Origin of the sequence: Oceanobacillus senegalensis, assembly GCF_900176885.1 — a bacterium.
GTDB lineage: Bacteria > Bacillota > Bacilli > Bacillales > Amphibacillaceae > Oceanobacillus > Oceanobacillus senegalensis.
In genome coordinates this window covers 731,009-752,712 of record NZ_LT839648.1, presented here as the reverse complement: position 1 = coordinate 752,712, position 21,704 = coordinate 731,009, and the positions used below count along the sequence as shown (strand labels likewise).

General features: G+C 36.1%; 18 protein-coding genes. 6 read left to right on the top strand and 12 right to left on the bottom strand.

Annotated features, from left to right (window positions below; all coding sequences use genetic code 11):
- Positions 1–118: 118 nt before the first annotated feature.
- The 5 genes from gcvH to CAO17_RS03475 all read right to left on the bottom strand — a co-directional run bounded on the left by gcvH (position 119) and on the right by CAO17_RS03475 (position 6,971).
- Positions 119–502: a glycine cleavage system protein GcvH gene (gene gcvH, locus CAO17_RS03495; RefSeq protein ID WP_085991437.1), complete on the bottom strand. Its 384-nt coding sequence runs from the start codon at positions 500–502 to the stop codon at positions 119–121.
- Positions 503–579: 77 nt separating this feature from the next.
- Positions 580–936, bottom strand: coding sequence for an arsenate reductase family protein (locus CAO17_RS03490; RefSeq protein WP_085991436.1), 357 nt, complete (start codon positions 934–936; stop codon positions 580–582).
- A gap of 109 nt (positions 937–1,045) precedes the next feature.
- Entirely contained in the window at positions 1,046–2,836 is a 1,791-nt protein-coding gene (locus tag CAO17_RS03485) for an acyl-CoA dehydrogenase family protein (protein ID WP_179151881.1), read from the bottom strand.
- 558 nt (positions 2,837–3,394) lie between these two features.
- On the bottom strand, positions 3,395–4,570 hold the full coding sequence (locus CAO17_RS03480) for an acetyl-CoA C-acetyltransferase (RefSeq protein WP_085991434.1): 1,176 nt from the start codon (positions 4,568–4,570) through the stop codon (positions 3,395–3,397).
- A gap of 13 nt (positions 4,571–4,583) precedes the next feature.
- Entirely contained in the window at positions 4,584–6,971 is a 2,388-nt protein-coding gene (locus CAO17_RS03475) for a 3-hydroxyacyl-CoA dehydrogenase/enoyl-CoA hydratase family protein (RefSeq protein WP_085991433.1), read from the bottom strand.
- A 395-nt stretch (positions 6,972–7,366) separates the two neighbouring features.
- Here CAO17_RS03475 and CAO17_RS03470 point away from each other — a divergent pair, with 395 nt between their 5' ends.
- The 5 genes from CAO17_RS03470 (at position 7,367) to CAO17_RS03450 (ending at position 11,361) form a co-directional block, all read left to right on the top strand.
- A complete protein-coding gene (locus CAO17_RS03470) occupies positions 7,367–8,335 on the top strand; it encodes a metal ABC transporter solute-binding protein, Zn/Mn family (protein WP_085991432.1) in 969 nt (322 codons plus the stop codon).
- Between the two features lie 25 nt (positions 8,336–8,360).
- A complete protein-coding gene (locus CAO17_RS03465; protein WP_085991431.1) occupies positions 8,361–9,116 on the top strand; it encodes a metal ABC transporter ATP-binding protein in 756 nt (251 codons plus the stop codon).
- 16 nt (positions 9,117–9,132) lie between these two features.
- Entirely contained in the window at positions 9,133–9,981 is an 849-nt protein-coding gene (locus CAO17_RS03460) for a metal ABC transporter permease (protein WP_085991430.1), read from the top strand.
- A complete protein-coding gene (locus tag CAO17_RS03455; RefSeq protein WP_085991429.1) occupies positions 9,978–10,391 on the top strand; it encodes a Fur family transcriptional regulator in 414 nt (137 codons plus the stop codon). Before CAO17_RS03460 ends, CAO17_RS03455 begins: the two co-directional genes overlap by 4 nt.
- A 379-nt stretch (positions 10,392–10,770) precedes the next feature.
- A complete protein-coding gene (locus CAO17_RS03450; RefSeq protein WP_085991428.1) occupies positions 10,771–11,361 on the top strand; it encodes a YitT family protein in 591 nt (196 codons plus the stop codon).
- A 5-nt stretch (positions 11,362–11,366) separates the two neighbouring features.
- On the opposite strand, the gene CAO17_RS03445 is transcribed toward CAO17_RS03450, so the two are convergent.
- From CAO17_RS03445 to aceB, 4 genes are all read right to left on the bottom strand, one after another.
- The gene (locus tag CAO17_RS03445; RefSeq protein WP_085991427.1) at positions 11,367–12,902 is read right to left on the bottom strand and encodes a BCCT family transporter; all 1,536 of its coding nucleotides are present in this window, start codon (positions 12,900–12,902) and stop codon (positions 11,367–11,369) included.
- A 514-nt stretch (positions 12,903–13,416) separates the two neighbouring features.
- Positions 13,417–14,625, bottom strand: coding sequence for a C40 family peptidase (locus CAO17_RS03440; RefSeq protein ID WP_085991426.1), 1,209 nt, complete (start codon positions 14,623–14,625; stop codon positions 13,417–13,419).
- 326 nt (positions 14,626–14,951) lie between these two features.
- Positions 14,952–16,229 (bottom strand): isocitrate lyase, encoded by a 1,278-nt coding sequence (gene aceA, locus CAO17_RS03435; protein ID WP_085991425.1) that lies wholly within the window; start codon positions 16,227–16,229, stop codon positions 14,952–14,954.
- Between the two features lie 63 nt (positions 16,230–16,292).
- Positions 16,293–17,876, bottom strand: coding sequence for a malate synthase A (gene aceB, locus CAO17_RS03430; RefSeq protein ID WP_085991424.1), 1,584 nt, complete (start codon positions 17,874–17,876; stop codon positions 16,293–16,295).
- 348 nt (positions 17,877–18,224) lie between these two features.
- Between aceB and CAO17_RS03425 the strand changes: the two genes are divergently transcribed.
- A complete protein-coding gene (locus CAO17_RS03425; RefSeq protein ID WP_085991423.1) occupies positions 18,225–19,256 on the top strand; it encodes an aromatic acid exporter family protein in 1,032 nt (343 codons plus the stop codon).
- A gap of 33 nt (positions 19,257–19,289) precedes the next feature.
- Here the strand turns inward: CAO17_RS03425 and CAO17_RS03420 are convergent, their stop codons facing one another.
- The 3 genes from CAO17_RS03420 to liaF are packed head-to-tail and all read right to left on the bottom strand — an operon-like array spanning position 19,290 to position 21,684.
- Positions 19,290–19,922 carry a response regulator gene (locus CAO17_RS03420; protein WP_085991422.1) on the bottom strand — a complete coding sequence of 211 codons (633 nt, stop codon included), beginning with the start codon at positions 19,920–19,922 and terminating at the stop codon, positions 19,290–19,292.
- A gap of 5 nt (positions 19,923–19,927) precedes the next feature.
- Positions 19,928–20,959, bottom strand: a complete 1,032-nt coding sequence (locus tag CAO17_RS03415; protein ID WP_085991421.1) for a sensor histidine kinase — start codon at positions 20,957–20,959, stop codon at positions 19,928–19,930.
- The gene (gene liaF, locus CAO17_RS03410; protein ID WP_085991420.1) at positions 20,956–21,684 is read right to left on the bottom strand and encodes a cell wall-active antibiotics response protein LiaF; all 729 of its coding nucleotides are present in this window, start codon (positions 21,682–21,684) and stop codon (positions 20,956–20,958) included. The genes CAO17_RS03415 and liaF overlap by 4 nt, the downstream gene beginning before the upstream one ends.
- Positions 21,685–21,704 lie beyond the last annotated feature (20 nt).

Sequence of the window (21,704 nt, the reverse complement as noted above, 5' to 3'; positions counted from 1 at the left end):
AAGCAAGATGCTTATATATTTTTGAACTATTCAGTTTAGAATCATTATATGATATAACAAAGGCTAACTATACTCTTTTTTAGTAAAACAGTCAGTTAGCCAATGATATTTATAACAATTAATCTTCGTCTGTTAATTCCTTATACCCTTCTGGTTGTAATAAATTATCCAATTCTGACTCATCAGAAAGTTCGACAACAACCATCCATGCTTTATCATAAGGAGATTCATTAACAAATTCAGGGCTGTCTTCTAAATCTTCATTAATTTCGACAACTTTTCCACTAACAGGTGCATACAGTTCAGAAACTGTTTTTACAGATTCCACACTACCAAATGGTTCATCTATGGTTATTTCATCACCCACTTCAGGAAGTTCAACAAAAACAATATCCCCAAGTTCGTCTTGAGCAAAATCGGTAATCCCAATACGAACGTTGCTATCTTCTTTTTTTACCCACTCATGTTCTTTTGAATACAATAAATCTTCTGGTAAGCTCATTAGTAAATCCCTCCAAAATATTTTCTCTATTTCACTATACCTTTTCATCCATATTTTTTCTAGTTTTCTTATTCATTTTATAGCCAGGAATTAGAAAATTGATCTTCCTTAAAACCAACCGTAACCTTTTCACCATCAGTAACGATTGGACGCTTGATTAGCATTCCATCTGAAGCTAACATTTCAGCCATTTCTTCCGTTGAAGCATCTTTTACTTTTTCTTTTAAATTTAGCTCTCGATATTTTTTACCACTCGTATTAAAAAACTTCTTTCCCGGTATTCCGCTCTTTTCTATTAAGGATAGAAGTTCTTCTTTTGATGGAGTTTCTTCAACAATATGTACGGCATTATAATTTACTTCATTTTCATCTAACCATTTCTTAGCTTTCTTACATGTTCCGCAATTTGGATACCAGTAAAACGTTAAAGCCATATCTAACACTCCTATGCAATCTATTTGCATCTATCTTATCATGTTTTAACATCGATATACACAAATTAATATGAATAATCCACCCTCTAAAATGAGGGTGGATGACCATTTATACCATATACTTTTCTTCTACTATAATCTTTGCAGCAATTTCGCGCTTCTTCTGTATCACATTAATTGGAGTATGACGTGTTAACTTACGCAAAGAGGCCAACATCATTCGTAGGGTGTCACCTTCTTCAACGGCAATAAGTGTTTCTTTGGCATCTGCTTCCATACGACTAAATGCTTCTTGTACATAAACTTGTGTATACAATAGCTTTTGTCGATTTGAACCTTCCCCACTTTGATTAATAGCTTTTTCCGTACGTAATATCGCAGACTCCATATTATATACTTCAGACACCATGTCAGCAAGATTAACGAGAATTTCCTGCTCATCCTCTATGTTTTGCATATATTTTTGAGTAGCCATTCCAGCAGCAAATAACACTATCTTTTTAGCATTTTTCAGAAGATATTTTTCCTGTTCCAATGTACCTGTACCAACTTCTTCAGGCATTTTCATCACAAGTTCTTCCTGTAAACTTTGTGCTTGTTGTAGTAGTGGAAGTTCTCCTTTCATTGCCTTCTTCAATAATGTACCTGGCACTAGTAAGCGATTGATTTCATTTGTCCCTTCAAAAATACGATTAATTCGAGAATCACGATACATTCGCTCTACTACATACTCTTGAATAAATCCATTTCCCCCATGCATTTGCACTGCTTCATCTACAACATAATCAAGTACTTCAGTAGCGGTATATTTATTCATCGAACACTCAATTTGATATTCAGCAATAGCTGCAGCAATTTCCCTACCATCTTTTAGTTGCTCATCTGTTAATGAACCCATCCGTTGCTCAAATAACCCCACGGTACGATAAACAGCACTTTCATTTGCATAGATTTTCGAAGCCATCGTTCCTATTTTTTCTCTCGTTAATGGAAAATCAGAAATTTGTGTATTGAATTGTTTTCGTTCCTTAACATATTTAGTAGCTACCTCTAATGCCTCTTTTGCACCACCAACACTGCCAATTGCTAGTTTATACCGACCAACATTTAAAATGTTAAAAGCAATTTTATGTCCTTTTCCTTTTTCACCTAATACATTTTCTACTGGTACCTCTGCATCGTCGAGGATTAATGTACGAGTTGAGGAACTCTTAATTCCCATTTTCTTCTCTTCTATACCTGTAGAGACACCAGGAAATTCCCTTTCTACAATAAAAGTTGAGAAATGTTTCCCGTCAATTTTCGCATAAACAATGAATACATCTGCAAATGCCGAATTAGTAATGAATTGTTTCTCCCCATTTAAAATATAGTGAGTTCCCGCTTCATTTAACACAGCCGTTGATTTTGCTCCTAAAGCATCCGATCCAGAAGTCGCTTCAGTTAAAGCATATGCAGCAATTAATTCCCCTGAAGCTAGTTTTGGCAAATATTTTTCCTTTTGTTGTTTATTTCCAAAAAATACAATTGGAAGAGAGCCTATTCCAACATGAGCACCGTGCGTGATGGAGAAACCACCAGCTTGAGAAAACTTTTCTGTTATGAATGCTGAACTTATTTTATCTAGTCCTAATCCTCCATACGCTTCTGGTACATCTACTCCTAAAAGTCCTAATTCTCCGGCCTTTTTTAATAGATCTACAGAAATATCGAAATTTTGATTTTCTAATTCTTCTAGTTTAGGTACAATTTCTTTATCAATAAACTCTTCGGTAGTTTTTGCAAGCATTTTTTGTTCTTCCGTAAAATCCTCAGGTGTTATAATATCCTCACTTGAGATATCCTCTGTTAAAAATGCTCCACCTTTAAATAATCGATCCTTTGTTTCACTCACTTTCATCCCTCCATAAAATAAGGTGTTTTCAGGATTTATTGTTTATTGCATAAAGTACATAGAATGCGCAGTAAACCAATGAAGATAATCAGTGCACTAATACCGCTACGGAAATACACTACGCTTACCGTGGGCGCTGCTGAGCCTCCTCCGAGCTAACGCTCTCCGAAGTCTCACCTAGGCTTTTCATCCCACTGGAGTCTCCGTGTATTTCCTCCGCTATTTTTGAGCATAATCTTCTATTATTATAGAGATAATAATGTTGATTGGAACGAAGGGCAGTCGACTCCTTGAACAAGAAGACCACTTTTTCTCACGAAGATGTAACGCTCTCGAAGCCTTTCTTGTCCTGTGGGAATAGCACGTGTCTGAAGCCGTACCCGTGGAAAACGACTGTCCGTAGCGAGAAATCAACGCGCACCTATTTATTGCAATTTGCACTTAAACTTAAAAGGCAGTCCCAATAAACATTCAACCCAGTTATGTCGCATAATCCTTCAACTACGTATAAAATCATTTGAATATACGAAAAGGTCATAGATTAATAGGAAATGACACAATTCTTTACAACAGCTCGAATACACCTGCTGCACCCATACCTCCGCCAATACACATTGTTACTACACCGAATTGTACATCCCTTCGTTTCATTTCATGCATTAAAGTTAGAGTTAATTTCGTTCCCGTACATCCTAAGGGATGACCAAGTGCAATTGCCCCTCCATTTACATTGACTTTATCCACATCTAAATCCAATGCTTGAATAACACGAACTGACTGGGCAGCAAACGCTTCATTTAATTCAACTAAACCGATATCCGATAATTTTAATCCAGCCATTTTTAGTGCCTTAGGAATAGCTGCAACTGGACCAACCCCCATAATTTCTGGTTCCACCCCTGCCACTGCAAATGACCGAAATTTGATTATAGGTGTTAACCCTTCCGCCACCGCTTTTTCCTTATCCATTAACAATACTGAAGCAGCACCGTCACTCATTTGCGAGGAGTTACCTGCAGTGACTGTCCCATTCATCTTAAATGCCGGGCGTAGCTTTGAAAGTACATCAGTATTTGTTCCAGCCCGTACTCCTTCATCCATCTCAAACTTGGAGGTTATTTCCTTAATTTTATTGTTGTTCCCAACGACACGATTCGTTACTTCTACTGGCACAATTTCATCCTTAAATTTACCTTCTTGAATAGCCTTTGTAGCGCGAATATGGCTTCTTGTAGCAAATTCATCTTGTTCCTCTCGTGAAATATCAAAACGATAAGCAACTTCCTCTGCTGTATGGCCCATACTCATGTAATAGCCAGGAGCATCGTGGACTAACTTTACATTCGGTTTAATCACATGACCACCCATCGGAACCATACTCATAGACTCTGTTCCACCAGCAATAATGGCATCACTAGCACCTACCATAATCCGTTCAGCAGCAAAGGCGATAGACTGTAACCCAGAAGAACAATATCGATTAATTGTTACACCTGGAACATCATGATTTAATCCGGCTAAGCCGGCAACATTCCGTGCCATATTCATCCCTTGTTCTGCCTCTGGCATTGCACAACCAATAATGACATCATCAATATTCCCATCATAGTTATCAGCACGCTTTAACGTTTCTTTTACTGTAAGTGCCGCCAAATCATCTGGTCTAGTATTGGACAATGTACCTTTTTTTGCCTTCCCTACAGGAGTTCTAGCTCCTGATACGATAACAGCTTCCTTCATACAAACCCCCCCTTTAATTTCTTAGTGGCTTCCCTTTTACTAACATGTGCTGCATTCTAGCTTGTGTTAGTGGTTCCCCTATTAAACTTAGAAATGCTTCACGTTCCAAATCTAGCATGACTTGCTCATCAATAAGAGTTCCTTCTATTATTCGTCCACCAGAAAGCACGTAGGATAATTTCTCTGCAATTTTAATATCATGTTCCGATGCATAACCACCATATTGCAGTGACTTTGCTCCCATTAACATCGCAGCATAACCAGCCTCACCAACAACGGGGATTTTTTCCGGTTTTAGTTTTTTATATCCAGATCTAGCCAAAGCCAGTACTTTTTCTTTCGCATCATGTAAGAGATGATCCGGGTTAACACTAATGCTGTCACCAACACCCAGGAATCCATTTTCATACCCTTCCGATGCTGATGTGGAAACTTTTGCAGTTGCAACTTTCTCAAAAACATCATTTGCTACTTTCAAAAGATCAAAATTTATTCCCTTAGGCATGTTACGTAATTGTTTTAAGTAAAGCTCTTTCGTTCCACCACCACCTGGAATTAAACCCACACCTACTTCTACCAAACCAATATATGTCTCACTTGATGCTTGAATGGCGGCTGCAGGAAGAGATACTTCAGCCCCACCACCAAGTGTCATATTAAAAACAGCTGTGACGACCGGTTTCTCCGAATATTTAATATTCATTGTCATATTTTGAAATTGTCGAACAACTAAATCAAGCTCATCAAAGTTGTCATCTTGTGCTTCCATTAACATTAGCCCTAGATTGGCTCCGACAGAGAAATTTTTTCCTTGATTTCCAATTACTAACCCTTCATAATTTTTAGCTACTTCTTCTATGGCGTAATTAGTCATTTGAATAGAATCTAATCCCAGTGCATTGCTTTTAGAGTGGAATTCGAGAAGTGCTACGCCATCCCCCATGTCTATTAAGCTAGCGCCTGAATTCTTTTTAATCACACGTTTTTGTTCCTTGAGACTTTTAATATTGACTTCCTTTGTATTCCATTCTAATTGCTTATACTCGCCCTGATCATAGTAATAAGTGTAACCATTTTTATATTTGTAGAAAGTTTCGCATCCATCCTCAAGAAGGTTCATCACCCACTTTGGAATAGTTTCCCCTTCCTCTTGCATTCTTCCAACGGATTCTCTAAGACCGATAGCATCCCAGATTTCAAAGGGTCCTATTTCCCAGCCAAATCCCCATTTCAATGCTTGGTCAATCGCCACAATATCATTTGCAATTTCATCCATTAATTCTGCAGAATATACAAGAACTGGTTTCAAAACAGCCCAAACTAAATCACTAGCACGGTCGCCTTTTATATTAACAAGCGCTTTCATCTTTCTCTGTACTCCTTTTTGTTGAGCAGCCATTTCTGTTGCATTAGTTTTAAGCTTTTTCCTCTTCTCATAAGTAAGGGTTTTGGGATTTAATTCGTATATCTCCCCATCCTTTTTAGCGTAGAAGCCCTGCCCTGATTTCGCACCTAACCACCCTTGTTCCTTCATCTTCATCATAAACTCAGGTACCTGAAATACGTCTTTTTCTTCACCGTCAACCTGGTCATAAACATTTTTAGCTACATGAATAAATGTATCTAGACCAACAACATCTAAGGTACGGAATGTCGCACTTTTTGGTCTGCCAATCAGTGGCCCAGTAACGGAATCTACTTCCGCAACACGATAATTTCCTTTTAACATTTCTATTACTGTAATCAATAATCCATAAGTACCAATTCGATTTGCAATAAAATTCGGAGTATCCTTAGCCTCAACTACTCCTTTTCCAAGTACATCTTCCCCAAATTTCCTCATATAAGTTAGTACTTCTCTATCTGTATATTTTGTTGGAATAACTTCTAATAATTTTAAGTATCTTGGCGGATTAAAAAAATGAGTTCCAAGAAAATGCTTTTTCATATCATCTGAGCAATCAGTAATCATATCATTTACCGATATTCCAGATGTATTGGAAGACACAATGGATCCCTTTTTCCGATGTTGATCAATTTTACGGAATACTTTTTTCTTGATTTCCAAATTTTCCACAACTACTTCAATAATCCAATCTACTTCTGTTAACTTTTCCAAATCATCATCCATGTTACCAACGGATATTAAATCTAAACTTTTTTTCGATGTAATTGTTGAAGGTTTCTGTTTTAATAATGCCTTTTTACTTTGAGTTGCCAATTTATTACGTACAGTGGGATGTTCCTTCGTTAGAGCTTTTTTCTTTTCTTCTTTCGTTAGCTCTTTTGGAACTATATCAAGCATTAGTACTGGTATACCCACATTGGCTAGATGGGCAGCGATACCAGAGCCCATTACCCCAGATCCCAAAACAGCAGCCTTTTTTACTTTGTACTTCATAATTCCTCCCCCTCACAGTTTTTAGTATGAGCTATATGTTAAATAGGCTGATTATTGAATGAACAATCATTCATTTACCTCGAAAAAATAAACAAATTTCACCTACAGGAATTATATATTATTTTCTGATATTTCGCAATTGATTTACCGATTATATTTTTCAACTTCTTTCTAGTGAATAGAAATTTCAGCACCCTTCATGTAAGATTTAATACTTAACACTATGCTACCTTACCTCGTTGAATTACAAACAAAATGTACTTTGAATAATTCTTACCAAAGATTAATAGGATATTTACTATAATCGTAATCATTCCTATTTACAAATCGTAATCATTACGATAATATATTTATGTACTTATAGGAACGTATATATTTATTAGGAGGATTTGACATTGAAACACTTAAAAGCTATTGTACTTATTCTTGTTATTACTACTATTGTAGCTGGTTGTACTTCAACGGAAACCAAAAATAGTAAAGAAAATAACAATGAAGAGTTAGTACTATATTCATCGCTATACCCAATTCAATTTGCTACTGAACGAATTGCCGGTAACACTGCAACGGTAAAATCCGTTTATCCCCCAGGAGTTGATGCTCATACCTTTGAGCCCACTTCAAAGGATATGACAGACATTGCAAAAAGTGACGCATTTTTTTATCTTGGTAATGGAATGGAGGCATTTGCAGAAACTGCTGCTGATGCCCTTAAAAATCAAGATGTAAAATTAATGGAATTTGGAAATAATGAAAATCTTTTCCATACAAATGAAAGCGAACATACGCATGATGAGGAACCGAACCATGAAACCGAATCGGATCATGAAGGCCATAACCATGGCGATTCTGATCCACATATTTGGCTTGATCCATCGCGCATGTTGGAGATGTCTGAAATGATCAAATCGAAATTAATTGAATTAAACCCAGAATCGGAATCTATTTATATGGAAAACTTTGAAACACTAAAAAAGGACTTACAAAAATTAGATAATGCATATTCAGAAACCCTTGAAGGTAAAGAAAATAAGAAAATCCTCGTTGCCCATGCCGCATATGGGTATTGGGAAGAGGCATATGGATTAGAACAGCTTGCAATCAACAAATCTTCTGGAAGTGAACCATCTCAAAAAGAATTAACGGAGATAATCGATCAAGCAAAGAAAAATAATATAGAATACATCATTTCCGAGCAAAATAGTTCAAGTCGTTTAACCGATGTTATTCGAAAAGAAATAAATGCTGAAGAAGTAACGGTTCATAATCTCTCTGTATTAACAGACGAAGATATAGCAAATGATGAAGATTATTTATCACTTATGTATTCAAATTTAGAAACACTAAATCTAGTAACCCAATAATAGCAAAAGAGTGGAGGGATGAATAATGACAGAGGCTATCGTTTCAATGAAAAATATCAGCTATGCATATGAACAAAAAACAGTTCTTGATCATATCGATTTCGAAATACCACAAGGGGCTTTTATGGGTTTGGTAGGACCAAATGGTGGTGGGAAAACTACGTTAATCAAGCTGTTACTTGGACTGATGAAACCTGATGATGGATCTATCTTACTTTTTAATCAACCTATTGAGAAATTTAAGGAGCGTAATAAAATTGGGTTTGTCTCACAAAAGGCCAATTCTTTTAATAGAGGCTTTCCTGCAACCGTATTTGAAGTCGTATCAACGGGACTTACCGCAAAAGTGGGATACTTTAAGTTTTTCAACAAAAAACATAAAACCAAAGTATTAGAAGCACTTAAACAAGTGGATATGTTGGATTATGCTTATGAAAACATTGGTAATCTCTCAGGCGGACAACAGCAGCGTGTTTTCATTGCTCGTGCACTGGTTAATGACCCTGAACTCTTAATTTTAGACGAACCCACTGTAGGTGTTGATTCCAGGAATGTACGACGTTTTTATGACTTACTACACCACTTACACGAAAACAAAAACATAACACTTATGCTTGTAACCCATGATACAGGGGCAATGACAGAGCATGCTACAGATATTGTTTGCTTAAATAAAACATTACATTTCCATGGGAAACCAGAAGAATACTCTTCTCTCACAGAAGGTGTCCTTTCTGATTTATACGGACATCCAATCAATGTTGTAGCACATAACCATTAGAGAGGAGGCTATCATTATGCTGGCAGATTTTTTTCAATACGACTTTTTACGTTACACACTTTTTACTGGTATTTTAATCGGAATCATTGCACCATTACTAGGAACTTTTATCGTGGTTAGAAGACTTTCTTTAATCGCCGATGCCCTCTCTCATGTTACATTAGCTGGTATTGCTTTTGGTTTAATGATTGAAAAACTTTTCGCTATTACAGTTACACCACTGTACAGTGGGATGGCTTTTTCCGTGCTTGGGTCTGTTTTAATTGAAAAGCTACGGAGTGTTTATAAAGCATATCAGGAAATTGCTATTCCAATCATTCTATCTGGTGGTGTGGGCTTGAGTGTTATTTTCATTGCTCTTGCTGATGGTTTCAATAATGATTTATTTAATTATTTGTTTGGATCTGTATCAGCAGTTAGTTCAAGTGACTTTATTATGATTTTGTCTATTTCTATCTTTGTTATTCTAATTGTAACGTTATTTTATAAAGAGTTATTTACACTATCCTTTGATGAAGAACATGCAACAATTTCTGGGATACATTCTAAATGGATCCATTTACTTTTTATCGTTCTAACTGCACTCGTAATTGCTGCGTCCATTCGAATTGTCGGTGTTTTACTTGTATCTGCATTAATGACTTTACCTGTTGCAGCAGCAATGCGTATAGCTAAAGGCTTTAAACAAATGATTGGATATTCGATTGTTCTTGGTGAAATAGCGGTCATTAGTGGTCTATTGTCTGGTTACTACTTAAACATTCCACCAGGTGGAACGATTGTAATTATATCGATTATAATTTTATTAATTTCTATCGGGGTGAAACGATTTAATTTTCGAATTAAAGCGAGGGAAACGGAATGAATTTACTTGAAGCAATTGATCTTTTAAAAGACAACGGCTATAAAGCCACAGGAAAAAGAAAAGATATTTTGGCATTTTTTGCAGAAGTTGACGGCTATCGTACAGCAAAAGACTTAATATCTCATTTAGAAAAACAACACAATTCCATTAGCTTTGATACCATTTATCGTAATTTACACTTATACAATGAAATGGGAATTCTAGAAACAACTGAATTGAATGGGGAAAAACATTTTCGCATTAATTGCACACATCACCACCATCATCATTTTATTTGTAATGAATGTGGTAAAACGAAAGAAATTGAAGTATGTCCCATGGATGAGGTAAAGGGAGCTTTATCTAATTATGCCATCGAAGGACACAAATTTGAAATCTATGGATTGTGTCCGACATGTCAAATCAATTAAAAAAACCTTACCTTTTAGTAGGGATTGTGGAATGATTGGAGAATCGGTCGTTTCGGAATCTCTACTATTTTTTTCACCTTATAAAGAATTTCACCTCAGAACAATCGGAAATGAAATATTACATTTAATTTTATATTTAAAAACCTTCTCGTATGTTAGTAGTACGCTCCTCATACATTGTTGGGTTTCCCTATCATTTCTGTTATTAAATCAGTTAATTACTAAGAATAGATATTGTACTGGCATGTTTGGATAGTTACTAGAATGTAGGTTAACTATTAGAATAACACATTGGTGTCCACGAAAAAATTTATCACGTCTAGATCTTATATTTCATCATAGTATGTATAGTATGAGACTTGGACAAGGTGGAACCAATATGTTAAAAAAAGGGTTAGCTATTATTATTGGTAGTACTTTTATTGCATTAGGAATTAATTCTTTCGTCATCCCAAATCATTTATTAGACGGTGGAATTATAGGAATTGGATTGCTAGCAAAATACTTGTTTGAGGTTAAGGTTGGTTTAACCATTATTTTATTAAGTACTCCACTATATGTGATTGCCTATTTTTATAAACGAAGATATTTTTATAATGGAGTTCATGGACTGCTTGTCTCCTCATTCTTCATTGACCTTTTCCATCCATTGTCAGAATGGTACCTTGATGACATACCTATCCTGATTGGTACAGTTATTGCTGGAATATTAATCGGCTTAGGTATTGGAATCATGCTCGGAAATGATATCAGTACAGGTGGTTTAGATTTGTTAGCCCTCATGTTAGCTAACATTACTTCAATCAATGCTGGTGTTTACATTCTTATCATGGACTGTCTTATTTTATTAATTGGTTCATTTGTTATTCCAGAAGTAACTATATTTTACTCCGCATGTATGGTATTAATGATTGGATTTACTACTTCACTTATTATAAATAGATTTTCGAAATATAAAAAAAGCAGCTAAGGATATTATCCTTTTGCTGCTTCTTTTTCTTTTTTCTTTTTATTCGCCTTATAGAGCTTATAATCCATTGTTAATAACTTCCAAATCGAAAGCACCATCATAAGTAAAATAACCGTAAATGGAAGTGCAGAAGTTAGGGAAGCTGTTTGCAATGCTCCTAAGCCACCAGCAAGCAAAAGCACAACAGCAATTGCCGTGATAAGTATTCCCCAAATTAATTTAACTACTAGGGAAGGATTCAGTGATCCTCTCGAAGTCATACTTCCTAAAATATACGTAGCCGAGTCTGCTGAGGTGACAAGGAACGTGAATATCAGTAAAAATGATAAAATCGAAGTAATCGGTGTCAATGGAATAACCTCTAATGTTTCAAATAAGGCAACAGTTACATCCTCATTCACAGCCTGAGCAATTTGGGTACCATTAAATAAATCACTGTACAATGCCGTTCCACCGAATGTAGCAATCCATAGACAAGCTATTGCCGGAGGAACAACCAGTACACCAAAAACAAATTCCCTAATTGTTCTCCCCCTAGAGACTCTAGCAACAAACGCACCTACAAATGGGGACCAAGCAATCGCCCAAGCCCAGTAAAATACGGTCCATTCTGTAACCCATGTTCCCCCACTATATGGTGTTAATCGCATACTGTACTGTAAAAAGTTTGAAATATAATCCCCTAACGCTAAAACAAATGTGTCAAGTATGAATACCGTTGGACCTACTAAAAAGACAAATAACATTAAAGCAAGACAAAGTCCCAGATTAATATTACTTAACCACTTAATCCCCTTGTTCAGCCCGGTACTAGAAGATGTTAAGTATGCTACTAGCATGGTAGCAGCAATAGCTATTTGCACCCACATTGAATTTGGTACGTTTGCTATAGCTGTTAAGCCACCATTCATCTGCATAATCCCTAACCCTAATGACGTCGCTACCCCCATTACTGTAGCGATAACTGCAAGGGAATCAATGGTGTTCGCTGCAATTTTATTTTTTCCAATTATCGGCTCAATTGCTACTGAAATTAAACCCTTATCATCTTTTCTGAATTGAAGATATGCAATAACAAGTCCAACGATGGCAAAAACAGACCATTGACTAATCCCCCAGTGAAAGAAGGAATAGCTCATCGCTTCTCGGGCTGCTTCTGGCGTCAATGAATCTATTTCTGGATATGGAGTTGTAAAAAAATGACTCATCGGCTCAGCTACTCCCCAGAATACAATAGAAATTCCAAATCCAGCTGAGAATAACATGCCAATCCACGTAAAGAAAGGAAAGTCTGGTCGTGACTCTTGTGGGCCAAGACGAACCTTTCCAAATTTACTTGCAGACAAAATGATTAGAAAAGCAGTAATAACAAATACAGCGATTAAGTAAAGCCATCCGAAATTAATGGTTGTAAAATTAAATAAACCCTGGGCAACGGAACCAAATTCTTTTGGAAATATTGCCCCAATAATAACTAATAATCCGACAATAATTGACGATACATAAAAAACAAAATTCTGATATGCCTTTTTCTTTTTCATAAAGAATCCTTTCTTAAGTAAATTTTAAATATATATGTAGTAGAAGAACCAAAAATATAACATGAGTTATATTCCCCTTATACAATTACACTAAACATGGAAATTAGATAAAAATGATAATATTATATTTTTTCTGTGGAAAATTTTATTTTAGGATTAGATACGATTTTTTAACGTAACGATTATGACAAGAAAAAAGAGGCTGGGACAAAAGTATTTTCTCTAAGCAGAAGCCGAACGTTATTGGTGGATAAAAACCGCTGCGGAAATATACTTCGCGCACCTTAGGGCGGCTGAAGAGCCCCCTACGTGCTAACGCACTACGGTGTCTCACCTAGGCCTCTCATCCCGCAGGACAAGGAACGCTACGGCAGCAAAGCATCGCACGAAGAAAATTGCACTTTATTTTCGAGGAGTCTACGTATATTTCCTCCGCTAAGTAGTGCGTTGTTCGTCTTTTGAGTTAAGTACTTTAGTTATGTCCCAGTCTCTTTTTTTCATCTATTCTATTAAATTAATCTACACGACGTACATGTCCTGAAAAATGATCATTCCAATAACCACTTGACATATTAGCGACTGCTAGACCTGTAGAGTTCTGCGCGCCAATAAACTTCCCACCTCCTAAGTAAATTCCTACATGTCCATTTGTTTTATACGTGTTAAAGAATACTAAATCACCTGGTTGTGCATTACTATATGACACTTTCGTTCCAGTATATTGCAATGCTGACGTACTAGATGGAATAGATATCCCTCCTTGTGCAAATGCCCATGATACAAATCCAGAGCAATCAAACCCACCTGGAGATTTTCCACCCCAAACGTAAGGTGTACCTAAATGATCAAATCCAGCGTTGATAGCAGTTTGTACTCCACCACTGGCACTGGAACTAGATGTGGAAGATTTTCCACTAGATGATGTCGTTGCGCTAGCTACTTTTGTACTTGGTTGAGAAAGTGCTCGTATGTTCTGTTTTATGTCCGCCTCCAAAGATGCAAGACGATTATCTTCCATTTTTAACTCTTTTTTCATCGTAACAAGTTCTTGCTTTTTTTCTTCTAAGCTTGACAATTTACCTTCATTTTGCTCTTTTTGCTCTTCAATTAGAACTTGCATTCCTTCTAATTCAACTTTCATAGCGTTTAATTCATCAAGCTTTTCTAGCACTTCATTTTGTTTCGTCTCAACAGCTTTTTTATCTGCTTCCTGTTGCTCAATTAAATTTTTATCAGACTTTGTAATTTTACTAACCGTAGTTACACGGCTAATAAAATCTCCAAAGCTTTTGGAATCAAAGATAACTTCTAGATAGCTAATAGAACCACCTGTTTGTTGATAAGAAACGGCACGGTCTTTTAAAATTTCGTAGCGTTTTTCAATGCCATTCTCAAGCTCAACTATTTCAGCTTCTAATTTTTCAACTTGAGCTTCTGTTTCTTTTATATCTGATTTTGTTTGATCCATCATTTTTTGGTTTTCTTTTAGAGCATCATTAACACGATCCATTTCTTTTTGAAGCTCTTCAATTTCAATCAAAACATCTGCAATTTTACTTTCCGCTTCTGATAAGTCTTCCTTTACAGATTCACGCTCTTCCTTTAGTTGTTCATGTTTTGCATTCAGTTGAGCTTTTGTATCCGCATGAACCAATCCAGTAAACAATGGGCTGCCAAAACCAATTACTGCAACTGCCGATAAAGCTATAAAGGTTTTTTTCATTCTTTCTCCCCACTTCCCTATGTAATACGTAATATGTATATTGTTCGACGAATCTATTAATTTTTAATTTATGTACTTACAACTACCTAGTACTTATTTACCTCATTTATTTATCCAATAATTGGTAGTATACCATGTAATAATTTCACCCATATTATATAAATATTACAATTATATTTCAAAATCGACAGAAGATGTCATTTTTATTTCAATACATTGACATAAACCTTCTTTAGTTTGTCTAATATTACAATTTAGTAAAGAATACACAAAAAAATGCGTTTTCCTTATTAGAAAACGCATTTCTAGTCGATTAAAAAATCGTGTTAGCTCGTAAATTGTTCTTCCTCTGTAGAACCACTTAAAGCTGTTGTCGATGATGTCCCTCCAGAGATAACTTGTGCAACTTCATCAAAGTATCCGGTACCAACCTCACGTTGATGTCTTGTTGCAGAATATCCAAACCGTTCACTAGCAAATTCTGCCTGCTGCAATTCAGAATATGCTGCCATTCCTTCATCTCTATACTTTCTTGCTAGTTCAAACATACTATGGTTTAGTGCATGGAAACCAGCTAAAGTAACAAATTGGAATTTATAACCCATTTCTCCTAACTCTTTCTGGAAATTAGCAATTTCCGCTGCAGTAAGCTTCTGTTGCCAATTAAATGATGGGGAGCAATTATATGCTAATAACTTACCAGGATATTTTTCATGAATAGCATCGGCAAACTTCCGAGCCTCTTCAATATTTGGTTCAGCTGTTTCACACCAGATTAAATCAGCATATGGTGCATATGCAAGCCCTCTAGCAATCGCTTGATCCAAACCTGACTTCGTACGGAAAAATCCTTCCGCTGTACGTTCTCCTGTAATAAATGGTTCATCATATGAATCAATATCACTTGTAATTAAGTCGGCCGCATTAGCATCTGTTCTAGCAATAATTAATGTCGGTGTGCCCATTACATCAGCAGCGAACCTTGCAGCAATTAAATTTCGAATTGCTGTTTGGGTAGGGAGTAATACTTTCCCGCCAAGATGACCACATTTTTTCTCTGATGATAATTGATCTTCGAAATGGACTGCTGCTGCTCCTGATTCAATCATTGATTTCATTAATTCAAATACATTTAATTGGCCACCAAAACCTGCTTCCGCATCTGCTACAATTGGAACAAACCAATCAATCTTCTCATTTCCCTCAGAATAGTGAATCTGATCGGCACGTTGTAATGCTTGGTTAATCCTTTTTACAACTTGTGGTACACTATTCGCTGGATATAAACTTTGATCAGGATACATTTGTCCTGCAAGATTCGCATCAGCGGCCACCTGCCATCCGCTCAGATAAATAGCCTTTAAGCCCGCCTTTACTTGTTGGACTGCCTGGTTACCGGTTAAAGCACCTAGTGCATGAACATAGCTATCACCATTTATAGAAGTCCAAAGCTTTTTTGCTCCCCTTGTAGCCAGTGTGTATTCGATATCAATTGATCCCCTTAACCGAATAACATCCTCTGCTGTATATGGTCTTTCAATCCCTACCCAACGTCTATCATTTTCCCACTCTTGCCTTAATACTTCCGCACGATTAATTGGCATACTATTTCCCCCTTTAATTTTAATACAAAAAAAGAACCGATTTATGAATCACTTATTACATTCTTAAGAAAGTCTCTCATATGCTGGTATGGTTAGAAACTCTCCAAACTCATCCTGACTAATTAATTCATGAAAGATTTCGGATGCTTCATCATAATTTTTACGATTAAAGTGTTCTTCCCCGACCTTCCCCTTTATTTTTTCAAGCTCTTCAGCTATCAGCCCTTCCACATACTCCAAAGTGATAACTACCCCATTATTCGTAATACCTTTTGGATGACGAATCCATTGCCACACTTGGGCACGAGAGATCTCAGCTGTAGCAGCATCCTCCATCAAATTATTTAAAGGAACAGCTCCCATTCCACTCATCCATGCTGCAATGTACGATATTCCAACATATATATTCGTCCTTAGCCCTTCTTCCGTAATTTCTCCTATAGGAACTTGCACTAAGTCCTTTGCAGTTACATGGACATCTTCTCTTTTATTAAAAATTTGGTTTGAAGTAGGCATTTCTACATCAAATACCTTCTTAACAAGCTGTACCATTCCAGGATGTGCTACCCATGTTCCATCATGTCCATCCCTTGCTTCCCTCTGTTTATCTTTCCTCACCTTCTGAAAAGCCATTTCATTTGCTTTTTCATCGTTCTTTACAGGGATGTGAGCGGCCATTCCTCCGATAGCAGGCGCATTACGTTTATGACAGGTTTGAATAGCCAATAGAGAGTACGACCTCATAAACGGTACTTCCATTGTTATAATCGAACGGTCTGGCAAAATAACGTTAGAATCCTTCTGAAACTTTTTGATATAGCTGAAAATATAGTCCCAGCGTCCACAATTTAAGCCTGCGGAATGCTCCTGTAGCTCATAAAGAATTTCATCCATTTCAAAAGCTGCTGTTATTGTTTCAATCAGTACAGTAGCTTTTATTGTTCCTTGTGGAATACCAAAGTCATTTTGCGCATATACAAAGATGTCGTTCCACAATCTAGCTTCAAGATAACTCTCTATTTTGGGCAAGTAGAAATATGGACCCGATCCACGCTTCAACAGTTCTTTAGCATTATGATAAAAATAAAGACCAAAATCAACTAGACTGGCTGACATAGATTTTCCATCAACCCGAATATGTTTCTCTTCTAAGTGCCACCCTCGAGGTCTGACGATTAGTACAGCTGTTTCATCTTTTAATTTGTATTGTTTCCCATTTTTCCCCTCAAAATCTATTTTTTTTCTTACAGCATCACCTAAATTTATTTGTCCTTGCATGATATTGTCCCATGTAGGTGATGTCGCATCCTCAAAATCAGCCATAAATGTATTTGCACCGGAATTTAATGCATTGATAACCATTTTCCTATCAACGGGTCCTGTTATTTCCACACGTCTATCCTGTAAATCACTAGGCATTGGAGCAATCGTCCAATCACCTTTTCTAATTGTTTTCGTTTCTGAAAGATAATCTAATCCTTTCCCATTATTCAATTCTTGCTGTCTCTGATGTCTTCTCGCCAATAAATCTCTTCTCCGTTCATCAAAATGAAGGTGTAACCTTTGTAAAAAAGATATGGCACCTGGAGTTAAAACTTCCTCATATTTTTGCTCACTATTAATTTGAATCTCCGAATTTTTTAACATCGTATCCTCCCTACTGTTATATTATAAAATCTAATTAAATATACTGTTGTATAACATATGATGCAAAAAAATTATTCTTCTCTTTTGGAAAGACAGTAATCACACTCCATTGTAAAACTTTTAGCATCTACCTCTTTACCACATTCTGGACAATGAACTGTTTTCATCATATTATCCCTCCTCCATTTATATAACAGTTAATTTTTATCTATGTTGTTATAATACAGATTATATTCAAGTATTCTGAAAAATGCAACCCCTTTTTTAAAAAAATTTGAAATACATGTTGGTTTATAAGAGAATGATATGATAAGGACATAGACAAGCACTTAATGGAGATGAAAAAAGTTGAAGCGATTTCGATTTATTGGTAGCCGTATTGTGAAGACAGGAGTTGCTGTTTTCTTAACTACTGTAATATGTGATTTACTTGGATGGCCACCAGTATTTGCTGTAATTACCGCTATCGTGACCGTTGAACCCACCGTATCTGATTCAATTAAAAAGGGAATTATTCGATTCCCAGCTTCTGCTATCGGTTCAGCTTATGCCGTTTTGTTTATTTCACTTTTTGGGAATTCAGCTCTTACATATACACTAGCTACAGTTTTGACCATTACTACCTGTTATAAATTAAATTTGCACGCCGGACTACTTGTAGCAACCCTAACATCCGTAGCAATGGTAGAGGTAATTCACGACCATTTTTTAGTTTCCTTTTTTATCCGTTTAGGTACAACAACTGTAGGGTTAGGTGTATCAACCATAGTAAATATGTTTGTACTCCCACCTGATTATCTCGATAATATTTCAAAACATGTACTACAAATTGCAACACGGACAGGTAGCACAATAGAAACGTTATTTGAGCATATTTTATTTAATAGAAATATAACAGGTAAAAAGCAAGAGATGTTATGGAAGTTGGAAAAGGATACACTAAAAACAGAAACACTTATTCGTTTTCAACAGGAGGAATCAAAATATCACCCATTAGCAAAAAGTGAGAAACAGGAGTTCCATCATGCACAACAGCAATTAACTTGCTTACGGCAAGTTCACTATCGTTTGGAAAATTTATTATATACACCACTTAGGGATATCTCATGGTCAAACGAAGAAAAGAAACTGATCATGTTGGGTGTATATGAATTAGTAGATGCACTTCAAAATCGAAACACTTTTGATGCTAAGATGCATCATAAGAAACAAAGAGAACTTATGAATATTTTCTGGGAAGATAATGAAGAAATAACAAGAAGTAATCATCATCCGACAAAATTTCCTCCAGAATTAGTTATTTTGTATGAGCTTTTGTCTATTGGTGAGTTAGTTGAAAAATATTTCGAATATCAAAAAAAGGGAAAAACTGCAAGATGATTTAAAAGTAAGACCGATATGCAAGGACTAACACTATTCCACCAAATCATGTTTAAATGCATAAATTACAGCTTGCGTACGGTCTTGAACTTCCAACTTCCCCAAGATATTACTTACATGTACCTTTACTGTCTTTAAAGCAATAAATAGTTCATCAGCAATTGCCTGATTCGTTTTTCCTTGTGTCATCAATAACAATATTTCCATTTCTCTATCTGTTAGTTGATCGTGTAACTTTTCTTCCGGTTTTTTCTGCATTTTCGTCATAATTTTCCCTGTTACTTCTGGCTCCAGTATAGACTGGCCTTTATAGGTCGCCCGAATGGCCTTTGCAATTTCTTCCGCTTTGGAGGTCTTTAACATATAACTTGTTGCTCCTGCCTCTAGCGCCGGATAAACTTTTTCATCATCCAGAAAGCTTGTGACAATTATTATTTTGGCTTCCGGCCACTTCTCTATAATTTGTTTAGTCGCCTCAATACCATCCATTTCCTTCATCACTAAATCCATTAGAATAATATCTGGTTTTAACTCTAACGCTAACTCAACTGCTAGTTCCCCATCATCTGCTTCTGCAACAACCTCGATATCGGATTGTGCCGAGAGATAGGAAGATACACCTATACGCACCATCTCATGATCATCTGCAAATAACACTCTAATCATTCATATCACCGTTCTTTCGTAAAATTCGGTACTTTTACTTCTAGTTGTGTACCTTCTTTTGGCAGACTTATTATTTTAAATGTCCCACCAATCTCATAAGCGCGCTCTCTCATATTTTGTAAGCCGTAAGAGCCAGTTTTCATATTTTCCATATCAAATCCAACTCCATTATCATGGACTCGAAGAATGATATTTTTATCACGTTCAATCAGTAATACATGGACTGCTGTTGCCTTCGAATGGCGCAGAGTATTAGATAATGACTCCTGTAAAATTCGAAATAACTGATCTTCAACACCTTTATCAATGGTGAAATCTTCTATCTTTTGATTTATTTCCATGGGAACTTTCTGTGTTAATTCAATTAATAGTTCCTCTATGCCTTTTTTGAGTGATTTTCCTTTAAGAGCAATTGGTCGTAAGTGTAGAAGTAATGCTCGCATTTCAAGCTGTGATTGCTGAATCATCTTCTCAACCATTTGTAATTGCTTATTCATCGTACTGTTTTCTTGATAATTAGATTCATTAATAGCTGACATCATCATCGAAGCCGCAAATAACTGTTGACTAACGGAATCATGTAATTCCCTTGCCAATCTATTTCTTTCCTGCTCAACTACTTCCTGCAAGCTTATTTCTCGTTCCTCAGCCCGTTCCGTTGCAAGACGCTGTGATAATTCTGTTTGCTTATTTAATTTATCCTGAATTTCATGAATACGATGTAAAATACCTTCTAGTTCATTATAGCTCTCGTCATCGATAGAAAGATTCTGCCCTTTTACTAGCTCATTCAACTTCCGCTCGACATGAGTAATTCGCTGTTTCCAATACATTCCTAATGTAAGCCCAACAATAATCCCCATCACTGCAATAGACCCTAACAACCAAACGAGAAAAGAAACATTTCCTAACCTTTGTTCCAACAATAATGACCAGTCTTCCAATGGAAAAAATAAAAAGGTAAGTCCAAGTAAAATGAATGTCCATATGAGCGTAAACCAGATTGACGTCAGGACGTGTCGTAAAATAATATTCATATCCGTTTCACCTCAATATCCCCAGAAAATATAGAGGTGATTATTTTGACACGCGGATAGGCTGAATCATAATTTTCCGTTTGGTATAACAAAGAATTATTCAATAGCTTCCAATGATGTTTTCCAAATATATGCGCTCTTCCAAACACAGAGCTGTGATGAATACTTACCTCCACTTCATATGGAACAAAAACTTCAATTTTTCCCATGATATGTCTAATCGAGATTACTGCTGTGTCATTTGGTAAAACGGTATTACTTAAATCAATAACTTTATCACCAAAAACACTGTGAATATTAATATCTCGCCATCCATATGCTGTATCTGTTGTAGCTTGATCACCAAACCATTTATGATCAAACAGTGGTTCCATTTGCATAATTGTTCCTTGATTTATCTCGGACCCTGAAAGAGTTGGCGAGATATACTCCTCTCCCTTTTTCTTCTTGGAATAATCAATAATAAATAATACAAGTACAGCTGCAATTAGAAATCTTACAGCTAATAGATTTAATACCGAAAATACGAAACTTACCAGAAAAACCCAAAATACTATTTTTCCCCAAAGTTTACGAAATTTTTTCCAGCCGATAAACACGAAAACAGCCGAAATAATGACATTAATTAACGACCCACCATAAAAGAAAATTATTTCAAAAATAAGAAGGATAACGCCAATGATTAAAATCCAATTAAATGTATCGGTTTGAAATCGTTTAAACATCTTATTATCCTCCTCCATCA